General features: G+C 46.9%; 13 protein-coding genes and 1 tRNA gene. 9 read left to right on the top strand and 5 right to left on the bottom strand.

Going from position 1 to position 16,959, the window contains the following annotated elements; genetic code table 11:
* Nucleotides 1-153 precede the first annotated feature (153 nt).
* Complete coding sequence (locus tag QVP67_RS12820) at nucleotides 154-1,086, top strand: metallophosphoesterase (RefSeq protein WP_288180185.1); 933 nt, start codon at nucleotides 154-156, stop codon at nucleotides 1,084-1,086.
* Nucleotides 1,087-1,505: 419 nt separating this feature from the next.
* On the opposite strand, the gene QVP67_RS12815 is transcribed toward QVP67_RS12820, so the two are convergent.
* Nucleotides 1,506-4,817 carry a beta-galactosidase gene (locus QVP67_RS12815; protein ID WP_022163958.1) on the bottom strand — a complete coding sequence of 1,104 codons (3,312 nt, stop codon included), beginning with the start codon at nucleotides 4,815-4,817 and terminating at the stop codon, nucleotides 1,506-1,508.
* A 315-nt stretch (nucleotides 4,818-5,132) separates the two neighbouring features.
* Here QVP67_RS12815 and QVP67_RS12810 point away from each other — a divergent pair, with 315 nt between their 5' ends.
* The 3 genes from QVP67_RS12810 to rprY all read left to right on the top strand — a co-directional run bounded on the left by QVP67_RS12810 (nucleotide 5,133) and on the right by rprY (nucleotide 10,066).
* On the top strand, nucleotides 5,133-7,289 hold the full coding sequence (locus QVP67_RS12810; protein WP_022163957.1) for an elongation factor G: 2,157 nt from the start codon (nucleotides 5,133-5,135) through the stop codon (nucleotides 7,287-7,289).
* A gap of 537 nt (nucleotides 7,290-7,826) precedes the next feature.
* Nucleotides 7,827-9,359, top strand: coding sequence for a sensor histidine kinase (locus QVP67_RS12805; protein ID WP_022163956.1), 1,533 nt, complete (start codon nucleotides 7,827-7,829; stop codon nucleotides 9,357-9,359).
* Between the two features lie 5 nt (nucleotides 9,360-9,364).
* A complete protein-coding gene (rprY, locus tag QVP67_RS12800; protein ID WP_022163955.1) occupies nucleotides 9,365-10,066 on the top strand; it encodes a response regulator transcription factor RprY in 702 nt (233 codons plus the stop codon).
* Between the two features lie 84 nt (nucleotides 10,067-10,150).
* On the opposite strand, the gene QVP67_RS12795 is transcribed toward rprY, so the two are convergent.
* Together QVP67_RS12795 and QVP67_RS12790 are read right to left on the bottom strand one after the other, a co-directional pair.
* On the bottom strand, nucleotides 10,151-10,327 hold the full coding sequence (locus QVP67_RS12795; protein WP_022163954.1) for a hypothetical protein: 177 nt from the start codon (nucleotides 10,325-10,327) through the stop codon (nucleotides 10,151-10,153).
* A gap of 147 nt (nucleotides 10,328-10,474) precedes the next feature.
* On the bottom strand, nucleotides 10,475-10,921 hold the full coding sequence (locus QVP67_RS12790; protein ID WP_022163953.1) for a MarR family winged helix-turn-helix transcriptional regulator: 447 nt from the start codon (nucleotides 10,919-10,921) through the stop codon (nucleotides 10,475-10,477).
* Nucleotides 10,922-11,080: 159 nt separating this feature from the next.
* On the opposite strand from QVP67_RS12790, the gene rpsF reads away from it, so the two are divergent.
* Genes rpsF through rplI form a run of 3 tightly spaced genes read left to right on the top strand, consistent with a single transcriptional unit; the run spans nucleotide 11,081 to nucleotide 12,165 of the window.
* The gene (rpsF, locus tag QVP67_RS12785; protein WP_005657357.1) at nucleotides 11,081-11,425 is read left to right on the top strand and encodes a 30S ribosomal protein S6; all 345 of its coding nucleotides are present in this window, start codon (nucleotides 11,081-11,083) and stop codon (nucleotides 11,423-11,425) included.
* A 2-nt stretch (nucleotides 11,426-11,427) separates the two neighbouring features.
* Nucleotides 11,428-11,700: a 30S ribosomal protein S18 gene (rpsR, locus tag QVP67_RS12780; RefSeq protein ID WP_022020414.1), complete on the top strand. Its 273-nt coding sequence runs from the start codon at nucleotides 11,428-11,430 to the stop codon at nucleotides 11,698-11,700.
* Between the two features lie 15 nt (nucleotides 11,701-11,715).
* Nucleotides 11,716-12,165 carry a 50S ribosomal protein L9 gene (gene rplI, locus QVP67_RS12775; RefSeq protein WP_022163952.1) on the top strand — a complete coding sequence of 150 codons (450 nt, stop codon included), beginning with the start codon at nucleotides 11,716-11,718 and terminating at the stop codon, nucleotides 12,163-12,165.
* A gap of 200 nt (nucleotides 12,166-12,365) precedes the next feature.
* On the opposite strand, the gene QVP67_RS12770 is transcribed toward rplI, so the two are convergent.
* Nucleotides 12,366-12,437: transfer RNA gene (locus tag QVP67_RS12770), tRNA-Arg, on the bottom strand.
* A 253-nt stretch (nucleotides 12,438-12,690) separates the two neighbouring features.
* Here QVP67_RS12770 and asnA point away from each other — a divergent pair.
* Both asnA and ung read left to right on the top strand, forming a co-directional pair.
* A complete protein-coding gene (asnA, locus tag QVP67_RS12765; protein ID WP_022163951.1) occupies nucleotides 12,691-13,728 on the top strand; it encodes an aspartate--ammonia ligase in 1,038 nt (345 codons plus the stop codon).
* A gap of 51 nt (nucleotides 13,729-13,779) precedes the next feature.
* Nucleotides 13,780-14,442 (top strand): uracil-DNA glycosylase, encoded by a 663-nt coding sequence (gene ung, locus QVP67_RS12760; protein ID WP_022163950.1) that lies wholly within the window; start codon nucleotides 13,780-13,782, stop codon nucleotides 14,440-14,442.
* Nucleotides 14,443-14,769: 327 nt separating this feature from the next.
* Here ung and QVP67_RS12755 read toward each other — a convergent pair.
* A partial coding sequence (locus QVP67_RS12755) for a putative LPS assembly protein LptD (RefSeq protein ID WP_288180184.1) occupies nucleotides 14,770-16,959 on the bottom strand: 2,190 nt, incomplete at its 5' end.

Raw genomic sequence — 16,959 nt, 5'->3', positions numbered from 1 at the left:
GAGGTGTCTGTGCTTTGACACGATTCCCTTTCTTTCTCGTTAAGCTGATATTATCCAGAATTCTTCCCAAAAATGGAATTATTTTTGCACTAACAAAAAGCGATAAAAAATGTGTTTAACCAGAATTATAAACTTTAAAGCAAAATGATGAAAATGAAGAAACTATTTCTGCTGTTTACTCTTGCCCTGTTGGGCCAGTGGGCCATTGCCCAAAACAAGATAGACTATTCGGTTTACGACGATAAGTTCAACATCTATGTAGCCAACGACTTGGGTCGTAACGGCTACTACGACCAGAAACCCATTGCCGAACTGATGGGCGAGATGGCCGAAGAAGTGGGACCTGAATTTGTGATTGCTGCCGGTGACGTACACCACTTCGAAGGCGTACGTTCGGTGAACGACCCTTTGTGGATGACCAATTACGAACTTATCTACAGCCATCCCGAACTGATGATCGACTGGTTCCCCATTTGTGGTAATCACGAATACCGCGGCAATACGCAGGCTGTGCTCGACTATGCCCGCGTAAGCCGTCGCTGGACGATGCCTGCCCGTTACTACACCAAGGCTTTCAATGAAGAAGGTACTACTGTGCGTATAGTATGGATAGATACTACTCCGCTCATCGACAAGTATCGTCAGGAGAACGACAAGTATCCCGATGCCTGTCTGCAAAACGTTGACGACCAGTTGCAATGGCTGGACGGTGTTTTGGCTGCAGCCAAAGAAGACTGGGTGATTGTAGTCGGTCACCATCCGATTTATGCCGAGACGCCGAAAGACGAAATCGAACGTCAGAACATGCAGCAGCGTGTCGACCCCATTCTGCGCCGTCATCATGTAGATATGTATGTATGTGGTCACATCCACAACTTCCAGCATGTGCGTGTCAATGGCAGCGACATCGACTATGTGACTAACTCCAGTGGTTCGCTCAGCCGTAAGGTAAACCCTATCGAAGGTACAGTATTCTGTAGCCCCGAACCGGGATTCTCCATCATTTCGGCCACGCCCAAGACGCTTGAACTGCGCATGATTGACAAGACGGGCAAAGTGCTGCATACCGTTACGCGCAACAAATGATGTAAGATTGACTTATCTCTTTCGTGTAATCTTTTTCTTTCAAAGGTGTACTTTCCTGTAATGGAGAGTGCACCTTTCCTGTTTTCATATATATAATGGTTTGCTGCGATGGAAGGAGGTAATAATAAAGTTTCTATATCTTTTTACTGCTTGAATGCTAGGAGGAATGTACAGGCACGCTGTCGCTTATCAGAAATAAACAGTCTGTTTATTCGCAATAAACTGATAGTTTGATCAGGTTAAAGCAATATGAAACAGAAAACAGAGCTAACAACGGATAAGATATGGGGAATTTTCAAGCGACGGCAGGATAAAGGAAAGGAATAAAAGAGAGTCCCGCAGAACTTCTGACGTAGCGGCAAGATGCTGCTGATCGGAGAAGTGTTCTGCGGGACTCGCTGTCTTTATTAGGGAAGTATTCAGTATTTGAATGTTTCTTTCTTCACGTAAACTTTGAAATCCTTAATGCCGCCCGGCACTTCGCTCTCCATGCGGGGCAAGTACTGGATGCCGCTTACGGTGTGGGTGGCGCCAAGGTCGATGACTACCGAGTGCGGGTAGGCTGTGTCCGGTGTCGTACTCCAGTAGGTAGATTCCTGCAGGTCGAACAGTTTGTCGGCCGAACGGTTGACGTGAGCTACGTCTTCGCTGTCGGCATACTTCACAATCCAGGGCTCACGCGACAGGCGTTCGCCATCCTTGTCGAGTACATACATTTCGGCAATGCAGGCCAGGTCTTTTCCGTCTTGCGAGCTGAGTGCTTCCAGACAGATGTAACGTCCGCTGACAGGCTGGTCGAATTTTACTTCCTGCCATCCGTTGCCGGGCTTGAAGCTGCCACTGAGTACGGGCTTCTCGGCCGTGAGGTCCAGATTCTGTCCTTCGGTGCGGTGAGTCAGCGGTTTGCTGACCTGCAACTGGTCGAGCAGCGGCTCGCGCAGACCTTCGCTCTTAGCTTCCTTCGGACCTACGATGTCGAATACCAGGATTTCGTTTTCGCCTTTCTTCAGCCAGCATCCCGGTACGTAGAGAGTCTGTTGCGGACCGATTTCCCAGATACGTCCCAATGCATATCCGTTCACGTAAACCAATCCTTTGCCCCATGTCTCGAAGTTCAGGAAAGTGTCGCTGGGCTTCTTCACGTTGAAAGTAGCGCGGTAGCAGCCCGGAATGCGTTGTCCCTGTTCGTCCTTCAGCGAGCGGATGGGTTCGAACTTCATGCCTTTGTAGAATTCGTACGTATCTTCGATGTTGAATACTTCCCAGTTCTTCAGGTCGCAGACGAAGGGATAACCGTTCATGTCGATGGTCAGTTCTACGTTCTTCGTGATGCCTTTGAAGTCCTTGATGGCACGTCCGAAGTTGATACGTCCCATGGCCTCTACCAGGATGTCGAGCTGTGCTCCCTTGCGGCAGGCGGGCAGGGTAATCTGCTTTTCGCCGTTGCGGCGGTCCAGCTTGCCGATGTACTTGCCGTCGATGAAGATTTGTGCATAGTCGTGCGCATCGTTCACGGTGAGCAGTGCCGGAGCTTTGGTCTCAGGCAATGTAGTGCGGTACAGAATGCTGCCGAAGCCCTGGTCGTACTCTTCCATCGTGCGGATGTTTTCGTCTTTCTTGGCAGCAGGCAGGTTGGCGAAAAGCGGTGCCATCTCAGTGAACTGGAAGGCAGGAATGCTGATGGGCTTGATGAGGGCAGGAACTTTGGCCTGTTTCTCACCGTCCATGTATTTCTCCAGTGTCTTGCGCAGTTCCCAGTATTTGGGGGTAGTCTGTCCTGATTCACTGATGGGGGCGTCATAGTCGTACGATGTCACGTCGGGAGCAAAGCCCGGAGAGTTGGCTCCGGCCCAATGTCCCCAGTTGGTACCTCCGTGAGTCATGTAAAGGCTGAACGAAATGCCTTTGGACAACATTTCATCAATTCCGGCAATCATGTCGGCAGCTGGTCGTGTCTCGTGGTTGGCTCCCCACTTGTCGAACCACCCGCTCCAGAACTCACTACACATCAGCGGACTGTTGGGGCGCAGTCTTTTCAGGCGGGCAAACTGCTGATCGATGTTGGCACCCGTACCGAAGTTCATGGTCCAGATGAGATCGTGCAGTCCGTTCTTGGTGAAGTTGGAAGCCCAGTCGCATTGGAACAGGGTGACATTGCCGAAGTTCTTGCGTACGATGTCGCGTATCTGCGATACATATTGCTTGCTCTCGCCGTAAGAACCGTATTCGTTTTCGACTTGTACCATGATGATGGGGCCACCATTGGCGATGGTCAGGTCTTTCACTTCGTTGGCTACAGCTTCTTCGAAGATGGCTACACGCTCCAGGAAGTAAGGATCGGATTCGCGCAGGCGGATATCTTTCTTTTTAAGTAACCACCAAGGCAGTCCGCCCATTTCCCATTCGGCACAAACGTAGGGACCGGGACGCAGGATGACGTACATATCGTTCTGCTGGCACAGGCGGCAGAACTCGGCCAGGTCGTTCTGGCCTTCAAAGTTGAATACGCCCGGTTGCGATTCGTGCGCATTCCAGAATACGTACAGACAGATGGTATTCATGCCCAAAGCTTTGCACAGCTTGATGCGTTGATCCCAATAAGGTTTGGGGATACGAGGGTAGTGCAGTTCGGCTGCTTTCACGATGAATGGTTTTCCGTTCAGCAGGAAAGTTCCTTTTCCAGCTTCGAAGCGTGGTTGCTGGGCAAATGAGTCAAAATTCCATTGGTCACGCCAGGGAATAGTGATTTTTCCGTTTTCGAACGAAATGGGTAACCATACGTATCGTGAGTTTTCCAGATCTTTCTTATTCCAGCGGTCGAACATGGCGATGTAACAGTCCTTCTTGCCCATGACTTGTTGTACGTAGGTGCTTTGGGCGTAGAACGTCTTATCGGCATCGGGGCCGGTGCAGGGATTGCCGATTACTTTCCACGGTCCCATGATGGAGTCTGCTACAGCAAGTTCAGCCTGATTGGGATCCCATCCTGTACAGCCCGACGACAGCATATAGTACTTACCGTTGTGTTTGAATACTGCCGGTGCTTCGCGGCTCTGCCCTATGAAGTTGCGGGTAAAGCGTCCGCTGGGGCGCAGGTAGTCGTCGGTAAGTTCACTTATATATAAGGTAGCATTGTTCTCGGACGAATAGAACTGGTAGGCGCGTCCGTTGTCGTCGACAAATACGGTCTGGTCGCGGCTCATGGCATTGTTGGGGCGGAAGCTGCCGAGATAGGTGAACGGACCAGTGGGCGAGTCGCTGACGGCTACTCCGGCACAAGCCTTGCTGTAGTCGGCACTTTCTACATGAGCCCACATGACGAACTTGCCGGTTCGTTGGTTGTAGATGACTTTCGGACGTTCCAGAACTTTGCTGGGATGCAGGTCGTGGCTGCTGTCGTCTTTTACGGCCGGTAGGACGATACTTTCGAACTTCCAGTTCATCAGGTCTTGCGAGGAATAACAACTTACGCCGGTCACGTCGGTGCGATAACATTCCCAAGTGGCCCATTTGGGCAAGATGGTTTTTCCTTTTTTGTACTCACCGTACCAGTAGTAGGTACCTTCATGGTAGAGGATTCCGCCTCCATGGGCGTTGATAGGGTTGCCTTCGGTGTCGTTCCATACTTCACCCGGCACAATGGCATTGTTCGTCGTTGCGGGTTGGGCTTTCAGCGAAGCCGAACAAACAATTCCGATAAACAGAGCCAAACTCCAAAATAACTTTTTCATCTTTGGTATTGTAGTATCAGATATTAATAAAATAAAGTTTCACTGCTACAAAGATAGCTGAAATAATGTGGAATGGGGGTAGACAAATCTGTCAAAGAATGACGGATTTTAGACCAAAATCCTCTTTATAACTACTTTCTGGACGCTTTGGGAGGCTTTTATAAGTGGTGAAAGAAAAATGGTATGTTTCAAAACATAGTTTAGTAACACTGCCCGAATCGTTGCTTTTCTTTTTTATAATGCCTAATTTGCGCCACACAAAAAAACAATGGCTTGCGGAAGCAGCTGATTTATTCACTTTAAATTCTATATATCATGAAAGTATATCAGACGAATGAAATTAAGAACATTGCTCTTCTTGGCAATGACGGCTCGGGTAAAACCACTCTCACGGAAGCGCTGCTCTATGAGAGTGGTATTATAAAACGTCGTGGCAGAATTACTGCCAAGAATACAGTCAGCGATTACTTCCCGGTGGAGCAGGAATATGGCTATTCAGTGTTCTCCACCGTTTTCCATGTAGAGTGGAACGGAAAGAAACTTAATATTATCGACTGCCCGGGTAGTGATGATTTTGTTGGTGCTGCTATGACAGCGTTGAACGTAACCGATACGGCCATTTTATTGTTGAACGGACAATATGGACCGGAAGTAGGTACACAGAATCATTTCCGTTATACAGAAAAGTTAGGTAAACCGGTCATTTTCCTGGTGAACCAGTTGGATAGCGAGAAGTGCGATTATGATATGGTTCTGGAGCAGTTGAGATCTATTTACGGTTCGAAGGTAGTTCCTGTACAATATCCTTTGGCTACTGGTCCGAACTTTAATTCGTTGATTGATGTACTTCTGATGAAAAAATATTCGTGGGCTCCCGAAGGTGGTGCTCCCACTATCGAAGATATCCCGGCCGAAGAAATGGAAAAAGCTACCGAATGGCATAAAGCTTTGGTAGAAGCTGCGGCTGAACATGATGAAACTTTGATGGAGAAATTCTTCGAAATGGATTCGCTGACAGAAGACGAAATGCGTGAGGGTATCCGTAAGGGATTGGCTTCTCGCGGCATGTTCCCTGTGTTCTGCGTATGTGCAGGCAAGGATATGGGTGTTCGTCGTCTGATGGAATTCTTGGGTAATGTCGTTCCGTTTGTTGATGAAATGCCTCCGGTACATAATACTCGTGGTGAAATCGTGAAGCCGGATCCTAACGGCCCGACATCACTTTATTTCTTTAAGACGGCTGTTGAGCCGCACATTGGTGATGTGCAGTATTTTAAGGTAATGAGTGGAAAGGTGCACGAAGGTGATGATTTCTCGAATGCCGATCGTGGTTCGAAAGAACGTATTGCGCAGATTTACGCTTGTGCAGGTGCCAACCGTATTAAGGTAGAGGAAATGGTGGCCGGTGATATAGGTTGTACTGTCAAATTGAAAGATGTACATACCGGAAATACTCTGAATGGCAAGGGAGCTGAAAACCGTTTCAACTTTATCAAATATCCGAACTCCAAGTACTCACGTGCCATTAAACCGGTGAACGAAGCGGATACTGAAAAGATGATGGCTATTCTGAACCGTATGCATGAAGAAGATCCGACTTGGGTGATCGACCAGTCTAAAGAATTGCGTCAGACTATTGTTCACGGTCAGGGTGAATTCCATTTACGTACTTTGAAGTGGCGTCTCGAAAATAATGAAAAACTGCAAGTGAAGTTTGAAGAACCTCGCATTCCGTATCGTGAAACTATTACAAAGGCTGCACGTGCCGACTACCGTCATAAGAAACAGTCGGGTGGTGCCGGACAGTTTGGTGAAGTTCATCTGATCGTTGAACCTTATTACGAAGGTATGCCTGCTCCGGATACTTACCGTTTCGGTGGTCAGGAATTCAAGATGAATGTGAAAGGAACCGAAGAGATTCCTTTGGAATGGGGCGGTAAACTGGTGTTCGTTAACTGTGTGGTTGGTGGTGCCATCGATGCCCGCTTCATGCCGGCAATCCTTAAGGGTGTAATGTCGCGTATGGAACAGGGACCGTTGACTGGTTCTTATGCCCGTGACGTACGTGTTATCGTTTACGATGGAAAGATGCACCCGGTAGATTCCAATGAAATCTCGTTCATGCTGGCCGGACGTAATGCTTTCAGTGAAGCCTTTAAGAATGCGGGTCCGAAGATTCTGGAACCGATTTATGACGTAGAAGTATTTGTTCCTTCTGATAAGATGGGTGATGTAATGAGCGACTTGCAAGGACGTCGTGCCATGATTATGGGTATGAGCAGCGAAGCCGGTTATGAAAAACTGGTAGCGAAAGTTCCTTTGAAGGAAATGTCTTCATATTCTACGGCTTTAAGTTCATTGACAGGTGGACGTGCTTCTTTCATTATGAAGTTTGCCAGCTACGAACTTGTTCCGGGCGATGTACAGGATAAGCTTATTAAGGAATTTGAGGCTAAACAAACTGAAGAATAATTGATAGACTGCATTCATTTTACGTAATAAGTAGGATGTACTGAATGAATTTATTGTGTTCAGGGTTCCGATTGTGATAATTTTAGTTTGTCTTAGTCGTAACGGATGAACAGATAATATTAAAGTATATCTTAGCTGGATTTCGTTTACTGCTTTAGAGCACGAGTTATACAGACTTTAACAGATATGTTCTATCTGCGAGTTTTGTATGATTCGTGCTCTAACATTTATATGGATACCGATGGAGAATGTTAAAAATATCTGTGTAAGAGGCAGTATTTTTTTCTTAGTTGGAGAAAAATATTTTCCCAAGTAGGAAAAAATATTTCTTCAGTTAGTCTTGAGGCACGATTATATGGGGAAATGTGAATATGAATATTTAATTTTTTATTAAATTTGCAAACAGAAGACCACTTTTGGTGTTGTAGTGTATATAGTGTAACTTAAAAAAACGCTTACGGTTAATTAACGAGAATGCCCGGTTAAATCAGGTTAACGAGTTAGGAATGTTAATTAGGGAGTGTTAATTTTGTCGCTATGAAAAAGTCTACGATATGGATATTGAGTGCCGTAATGGGTCTTGCTTTTCTCAGTTTGCTGTTTCTGCAGATCAGCTATATTGAGGAAATGGTGAAGATGCGTAACGAGCAGTTTGATGAATCCGTGAAGCGTGCTTTGATGGCAGCTTCAAAGGATGTGGAATCTGCGGAGGTTGAACGCTGGATACGTGAAGATATCTCCGAAGCTGAAAAGAAAGCGTGGGAGCAGAGCTCGCAGGGAGCGATGGTGCAGACACAACGTTTTATGATTACTTCGCCGGATGGTTCGAAGATTGAGTTGAAGACGTTTACCAATAAGCCGTCGGAGTTACCCAGAGCTATGATTTCGCGCAAGCATGGTACGAAAACCATTCCACAGACATCGCGTTCGCTGGTAGATGCTGTAAAGAACAGATATTTGTATCAGCGTGCCTTAATGGATGATGTGGTTTGGCAAATGATCTATCACGCCAGTAATAAGCCGATTGCTGAGCGTGTCAATTTCAAGAACCTGGATCAATATTTGAAATCAGGTTTGATTGATAACGGCATTGATCTGGATTATCATTTCAAGGTAATAGACAGAGATGGCAGGGAAGTGTACCGTTGTTCGGACTATAGCGACGAAGGCAGTGAGAGTTCGTATGCGCAGCCATTGTTCTTGAACGATCCGCCGGCACGCATGAGCATTGTGAAGATTCATTTCCCGGGGAAGAATAGTTATATTTTCGATTCGGTCAGTTTCTTTATGATCCCGTCGATGATATTTACTTTTGTGTTGCTGATAACTTTTGTCTTTACCATATATATAGTCTTCAGGCAGAAAAAGCTGACGGAAATGAAGAATGACTTTGTCAATAACATGACACATGAATTCAAGACTCCGATTTCTACTATTTCGTTGGCGGCTCAGATGCTGAAGGATCCGGCTGTAGCAAAATCGCCTGCCATGTTTCAGCATATCTCTGGAGTGATTAATGATGAGACGAAGCGTTTGCGCTTTCAGGTCGAGAAGGTGTTGCAGATGTCTATGTTTGACCGCCAGAAGGCTGTCTTGAAGATGAAGGACTTGGATGTCAACGAAATGATAACAAGTGTCATCAATACCTTTGCTTTAAAGGTGGAGCGTTATAATGGTAAGATTGATTCCGAATTGGAAGCAACCGATGCGGTGGTTTCTGCTGACGAAATGCACTTGACCAATGTGATATTCAATCTGATGGACAATGCCGTGAAGTACAAACGTCCGGATGTGGATTTGCAACTGATGGTAAGGACTTGGAATGAATCGGGTAAGCTGATGATTTCGGTACAGGACAATGGTATCGGAATTAAGAAGGAGAATTTAAAGAAGATATTTGATAAGTTCTATCGCGTGCATACGGGTAATCTGCACGATGTGAAAGGTTTTGGCCTGGGTTTGGCTTATGTGAAGAAAATTATCACAGACCATAAGGGAACGATAAGGGCTGAGAGTGAAATGAATGTGGGAACTAAATTTATTATTGCATTACCTTTACTTAAAAAATGATTAATATGGACGAGAAATTGCGTATTTTGCTGTGCGAGGATGATGAAAATCTTGGCATGCTTTTGAGAGAATACTTACAGGCAAAGGGGTATGCTGCTGAATTGTACCCTGATGGAGAGGCTGGTTATAAGGCTTTCCTGAAGAATAAATATGATTTGTGTGTGTTTGACGTAATGATGCCTAAGAAGGATGGCTTTACGTTAGCACAGGAAGTTCGTGCAGCTAATGCCGAGATTCCTATCATCTTCCTGACTGCCAAAACACTGAAGGAAGATATTCTGGAAGGTTTCAAGATTGGTGCTGATGATTATATTACCAAGCCTTTCAGCATGGAAGAGTTGACTTTCAGAATTGAGGCTATCCTGCGTCGTGTGCGTGGAAAGAAAAACAAGGAAAGCAATATCTATAAGATAGGTAAGTTTACGTTTGATACTCAGAAGCAGATCCTTTCTACTCCGGAGAAACAGACGAAGCTGACAACCAAGGAATCTGAATTGCTGGGCTTGTTGTGTGCTCATGCCAATGAGATTCTGCAGCGCGATTTTGCTTTGAAGACAATATGGATTGACGATAACTATTTCAATGCACGCAGCATGGATGTGTATATCACAAAGTTGCGTAAGCATCTGAAGGAAGATGACTCGATTGAGATTATCAATATTCATGGTAAAGGCTATAAGCTGATTACTCCCGAAGTTGAGTCTTGATGGCGTGTCTGCCAGAAGAGGGCAGAAACAAAAAGGGCGGTTGTTTATGCAACCGCCCTTTTTGTTTACCATTTTATTCTGATGTTAATCTGTAACTCGTTTATTGATGGCAATATAGGAAACCAGACCTATTACAATCAGCACTGCTGATGTGCCCAATATGGCATTGTTGTTAACATTGCCGGTGAAGGAGCAGGCAATCAGGATGACAACTCCTATCAAGATTAATATCAGTCCCAGACTTTTTAATAAACCTTTCATGTGTGTGTATTTTTAATAGATTATTATATGCTGTGTATTCTTGCTACAAAGAAAAGCATAATTCTTTAACAAGCGAAATTATTTGTGCAAAAAAACTATATTTTAATAAAGAATGAACGGTAAAGGGATGAAAAGAAAGCTTTTTGGTCAGTCTTTTGTATTGAAAAATATCTTTTTCAGCACTTCTTGCCCGATGCTGAGTTCTTCGACAGTGACTCCGTTCAAGGCTTCTCTCAGCGTTTTGCCTGCTATGATGCGTGCCTGTTCTTCCAGTTCCTTACCGTCTTTGGTCAGATGGATGAGGTTGGTGCGCCGGTCTCTTTTGTCGGAGATACGTACTACCAGATGCTGCCGTTCCATGTTGTCTATCAGGCGGGTCATGCTGGGCTTGTCCTTGAAGGTTGCATTGCATAGTTCCTGCTGGGTGACGCCGTCCTTTTCCCACAGGAAAATGAGAACAGTCCATTGCTCCGGAGTGATCTCCAGACCGTTCTGACGGAAGTTGCGTGATAATTTGCGGTTTATGGCGGCAGATACTTTACCGTTTAGGATTGCAAAGATGAGGCGGATGTCGAAATTGAATTGTTCTATCATGAAATTATTGTTTAAACAACTTGGCAAAGATACTTCACTTCGGCGATAAATCCTATATCGACACATAAAAAAACATTAAATGTTTGTAGTTCAAAATAAAATGCCTACCTTTGCGCCGCATTTTTAAAACAAATAAATTATTTATTTAATTAAACGAGTATGAATCAATACGAAACCGTTTTCATTTTAACTCCCGTTTTGTCTGATGTTCAGATGAAGGAAGCGGTAGAGAAATTCAAAGGCATCCTTACTGCTGAAGGTGCTGAGATTGTAAATGAAGAAAACTGGGGACTGAAAAAGCTGGCTTATCCTATTCAGAAGAAGTCTACAGGTTTCTATCAGCTGATTGAGTTCAATGCAGAACCGACTGTTATTGAGAAACTGGAAATCAACTTCCGTCGTGACGAGCGTGTGATCCGCTTCTTGACTTTTAAACAAGACAAGTATGCTGCTGAATACGCTGCAAAAAGAAGAAGTGTAAAATCAACTAAAAAGGAGGATTAATCATGGCACAACAAGTTCAATCAGAAATCAGATATTTAACTCCGCCCTCAGTAGACGTTAAGAAGAAAAAATACTGTCGTTTCAAAAAGAGCGGTATCAAGTACATCGACTACAAAGATCCCGAGTTCCTGAAGAAATTCCTGAACGAGCAGGGTAAGATCCTTCCCCGCCGCATTACAGGTACTTCACTGAAGTATCAGCGTCGCGTGGCTCAGGCCGTTAAGAGAGCACGTCACTTGGCATTGCTGCCTTATGTAACCGATATGATGAAATAATAAGGAGGAGACAGTATGGAAATTATTTTGAAAGAAGACGTTATCAACTTGGGTTATAAGAACGACATCGTGACTGTTAAGTCTGGTTATGGTCGTAACTACCTCATTCCGACAGGTAAAGCTGTCATTGCTTCTCCTGCTGCCAAGAAAATGCTGGCTGAAGAGCTGAAACAACGTGCTCACAAGCTGGAGAAAATCAAAAAAGATGCTGAAGAACTGGCTGCTAAGCTGGAAGGCGTATCATTGAAGATCGCTACAAAGGTAAGCTCTACTGGTACTATCTTCGGTTCTGTAGGCAGCATTCAGATTGCTGACGAGCTGGCTAAGCTGGGTCACAACATCGACCGCAAGATTATCGTTGTGAAAGATGCTGTGAAAGAAGTTGGCAATTACAAGGCTATCGTTAAGCTTCACAAGGAAGTTTCTGTAGAAATTCCTTTCGAAGTGGTAGCTGAAGAGGCTTAATCGCAGAAAGTTTATCTGAAACATATGTAAGAAAGGCGCATCGGCAACGATGTGCCTTTTTTTGTTTCTTTTCGTCGTAAGGTAAAGTGGGGGCTGTTGGTGTACCGGTCTGTAGTTGAAGGCAGGACACAATACTATAGCAGGGCTTGAAAGCCTTGCATGTCAATAAGTCTGTAACGGGAAAATGTAAGGGGAAGTAGTACACCCGAAGGGAATCGAACCCTTATCATTGGAACCGGAATCCAGTATTCTATCCATTGAACTACAGGTGCTTGACGCCTTGACGGCAGACACGGTGGTATCACCCGCGCCGTTTGCAGGGCAAAAGTATAAAAAATCTCTGCATAATCCTAACAATTTTCTTTTTTTATGTCGTTCTTTTTGTCTGCTTATGCTGTTATTTTGGAATGTATACAGCTAAATGTGTTTCATTTTGCTGTTTTTCTTGTGTAAATTGTAGCATGTATCAATATTATTTTTATCTTTGCCGGACAAATTTACAATTAAAGAAAGATATAAATAGTCATGAGTTACTTGATAAAACCTGAGGGCTATACTCCCTTGCTCGATTTGAAGCAGACGGAGCTTGGCATTAAACAGATTAAGGACTTCTTTCAGATGAACCTTTCGTCTGAATTGCGTTTGCGCCGTGTCACGGCACCGTTGTTTGTACTGAAGGGAATGGGTATCAACGACGACCTGAATGGTGTGGAGCGTGCTGTGTCCTTTCCGATAAAAGACTTGGGCGATGCGCAGGCCGAAGTGGTGCATTCGCTTGCGAAGTGGAAGCGCCTGACGCTGGCTGAATATTGCATTGAGCCGGGATATGGCATCTACACAGACATGAACGCTATCCGGGCCGACGAAGAACTGGGCAATCTGCACTCGCTGTACGTCGACCAGTGGGACTGGGAACGTGTCATCACCGAGGCCGACCGCAACGTGGATTTCCTGAAAGAAATCGTTACCCGCATTTATGCTGCCATGGTGCGTACGGAATACATGGTGTACGAAATGTATCCGCAAATCAAGCCCTGCCTGCCGCAGAAGCTGCACTTCATACATGCTGAGGAATTGCGCCGTTTGTATCCGGACATGGAACCCAAGTGTCGCGAGCATGCCATCACGAAGAAGTACGGAGCGGTGTTCATCATCGGTATCGGTTGCAAACTGGGCGACGGGAAGAAGCACGACGGACGTGCTCCGGACTACGACGACTATACGACGCCGGGCCTGAACGACCTGCCGGGACTGAACGGCGACCTGGTGTTGTGGGACGACGTGTTGCAACGCAGCATCGAACTGTCGTCGATGGGTATCCGTGTGGACAAGAAGGCACTGCTGCAACAGCTGAAGGAGGAAGGACAGGAACAACGCCTGGAACTTTACTTCCACAAACGACTGATGGACGACACACTGCCGCTGTCTATCGGTGGTGGTATCGGGCAGTCGCGTCTGTGTATGTTCTACTTGCGGAAGGCGCACATTGGCGAAATTCAGGCAAGTATCTGGCCCGAATCCATGCGTCAGGAGTGCAAGGCTTGCGGCATACACCTGATTTGATGAAAAATATTTGTATCTTAGCTGCCGAAATGCTAATCGTACAAATATATTATGAATGTTCAGATAGAAGAGAGCTGGAAGGCGCGTTTGCAGCCTGAGTTCGAAAAAGATTACTTCCGCACGCTGACCGAATTCGTGCGCCAGGAATATGCCCATGGGCCTGTCTATCCTCCGGGAAAGCTGATTTTCAATGCTTTCAATCTTTGCCCCTTCGATAAAGTGAAGGTAGTTATCATCGGGCAAGATCCTTATCACGGACCGGGACAGGCCCATGGTCTTTGCTTTTCGGTGAACGACGGTATTCCTTTTCCGCCGTCGTTGGTGAATATCTTCAAGGAAATCAAGGATGACATAGGAACCGACATTCCTGCTACAGGCAATCTGACCCGCTGGGCTCAGCAGGGCGTACTGCTGCTCAATGCCACGCTGACTGTGCGGGCGCATCAGGCGGGTTCGCATCAGAACCGCGGTTGGGAAACCTTTACCGATGCCGTCATACGCCTGCTGGCCGAGCAGCGCGAGCATCTGGTGTTCATCCTGTGGGGAGCTTATGCGCAGCGAAAAGGTGCCTTTATCGACCGTAGCAGGCATCTTGTGCTCACTTCGGCGCACCCTTCGCCCCTTTCTGCTTATCACGGCTTTTTCGGAAACCACCACTTCAGCCAAGCCAATGCCTATCTGCGCGAGCATGGCGAGGCGGAAATCGTGTGGTAACATCAAGTATCTTCGGTGGGAACTGCTGACTGCAGAACTGCTGCACGCAGGTTGCAGTGTTACTGCAAACCTGTTTGCAGCGTTACTGCACACCGCTTTGCAGCGATACTGCAAGCTTGTTTGCAGTGATACTGCAACCCGTTTGCAGTGACTCTGCAACCAGTGTGCAGCGTCGCTGCAACTTGTGTGCAGTGAGTTTGCAGCAAGTCATCAGGAGGCCGGTAACTCGTGTTACCGGCCTTTATGAAAGGTGTGTATCCGATTTCTTCCGTATGTGTGCTGCCAGAGGGGCAGGCTGAAAGAATGCGCCGGAGCCTGTTGGCGGGATTAATACCACTGTATGTTGCTCTGCGTCTGGCTGCGTTGCTCCCACTTCAGGTCTTGCAGGATGCTGGCGTTGGCACGTATCGTGAAGTTGTAGTACTTCCAGCGTCCGAAGGGCGAGAGGCTGGCCGACATACTGAAGCAGTGCAGGTCGCGCGTGATGTTGAAGGCCGTCTGTACGATTTCCTTGCTTTCGAAGTCGTAACCCGAGTTGAAGTTGATGGCCCACTTGTTGGATATCTTGATGTTTCCGTTGATGTTCAGCGCGTTCAGGCTTATCTTGTACGGATAGCGCATGGTGTTCCGGTTGATAGGCTTGCTGGTATCCTCGCTGATGTTGAAACCGGTGCTGAGGTTGATGGACCACGGCATCTTGAACACCTGATAACCATCGCTGTCGGCTGCGGCCTTTTCGGTTTTCTTTTCGTTTCGGCTGGATGTGTTTGCCTCGTTGCTGGCATCTCCGTCGGTGGTGTTGTCGCCTTGTCCCTCGCCGTTCTTGTTTTCGCCTTCATCGGCTTTTTCGCCGGTGAACAGGGCTCTCAGTTTCTTCCACGTGTCGTTGTTCAGGGTGTAGCTGAACGATGTACCATATCCTTGGAATCGTCCGAATCGTCCGTACGACCATTCGGTACGGTCGCTCTGCACCACGTTACCGTTCTTGTCGAAGGCATAGGCGTAGGTGGCGAAAGTGGAGCTCATACTGAATGTATAGTTCTTGCTGAGTTTCAGACGCAGGTTCAGGTTCAGGTTACTCCACGGACGTACTTTGGCAGCCGTGTTGTACGAGATGCTGGCACCCAGTTCGTCTATCAGACTGATCTTACGGATGGAGTCATTCTTATCCTTGAACTTCATTTCGATGTTGTTCGAAACGCTGAAGGAGATGTTTCCCGAACGTCCCTGGCTGGGTGGGCTGAAGGCCTGTCCGGCATAGGGCGAGTAGACTACGGTGTCCTGACGACCGTCCGAATTGGGCTTGATGTACGATGTCCAGTATCCGTAACGCTCGGCTCCGAAGTCGGGCGATGCGCTGAACGAGATGGACGGCGTGATGACGTGACGTATCTGTATGGCTTTTTTCGGGAAGATGAGCGGCTTGTACATACCGTATATCTTGGTGTTGACGCTCATGCTGGCGCTATAGTTGTACACGCGGTTGAAGCCGTATATCGTATCGCTCACTTCCGCACCCGTACCGTTGGTGCCGGCTGTCGGGTCCCAGTCTTTCATCACTTTGCGCGTGTACCAGCGTTCGGTGTAGTTCACGCTGGGAGTCACGTTGAAGTACTTGAACAGGGTAAAGGTGGCACTGATGGGAATTTCGTGCTGCATACCGTTCTCCCAGTCTCTGATCAGGTTCGACTTGAAGAGCAGGTTGTCCTTGGTCTGTATGCTGTTCTTCAATCGTCCGGTGTAGCGTACGGAAATCTTTTCGTACCATTTCTCTTCGCCCACAGCTTTCTTTCTTTTGAAAGGGAAGATAGTGGTCAGCGAAATGTTCAAGTCGGGCAAAGTCACGTTGATCGACGAGTCGCGCATGTTCTGTGCGATGTTCGATGTAGCCGACAGCGTCAGTTTCTTGTCGAACAGGTAGCGTGTATAGCTGATACTGGAGGTCTTGGTGTTCTGCGACATGGCCTGCGAGTTGTACATGTTGTCGATGTTGGTACGCTCGTAGCTACTGGTGGCGAAGTTCACACTGGCCGAGAATGTCTGGTTGGGGTTGGCCTTGGCATCCTGACGGTGCGACCACACAATCTTGAAGTCCTTGGCCACCGAATAGTCCGGCAGTCCCTTGTCGCCCGTCTTGGTCACCTGATAGCTGGCCTGCAACAGACCGGAGTATTTGTATCGCTTGATGTAGTTCGACTCTGCATTCAGTGCCCACGAACCTTTGGTGAAGATGTCTCCCCGTACTTTCAGGTCCATCTGGTCGCTGATGGCAAAATAGTAACCTCCGTCGGTCAGACCGAAACCACGGTTAGAGTCGTCCATATAAGTCGGCATCAGGAATCCCGACTGATAACTGCTTGAGAATGGGAAGAAGAAGAACGGAACGGCCAACGGCAGGGGTACATCCTCTACTACCAGATAGGCAGGACCGGTTACGACGTTCTTCTTGGGGCGTACCTTGGCATAGGTCATCTGCATGTAGAAGTGCGGATGCTCGTGGTTGTCGCACGTCGTGTA

Source organism: Bacteroides sp. CAG:633, assembly GCF_000435115.1.
GTDB classification, from domain to species: Bacteria; Bacteroidota; Bacteroidia; order Bacteroidales; family Bacteroidaceae; genus Bacteroides; species Bacteroides ndongoniae.
This window is presented reverse-complemented; position numbering and strand designations above follow the sequence as displayed.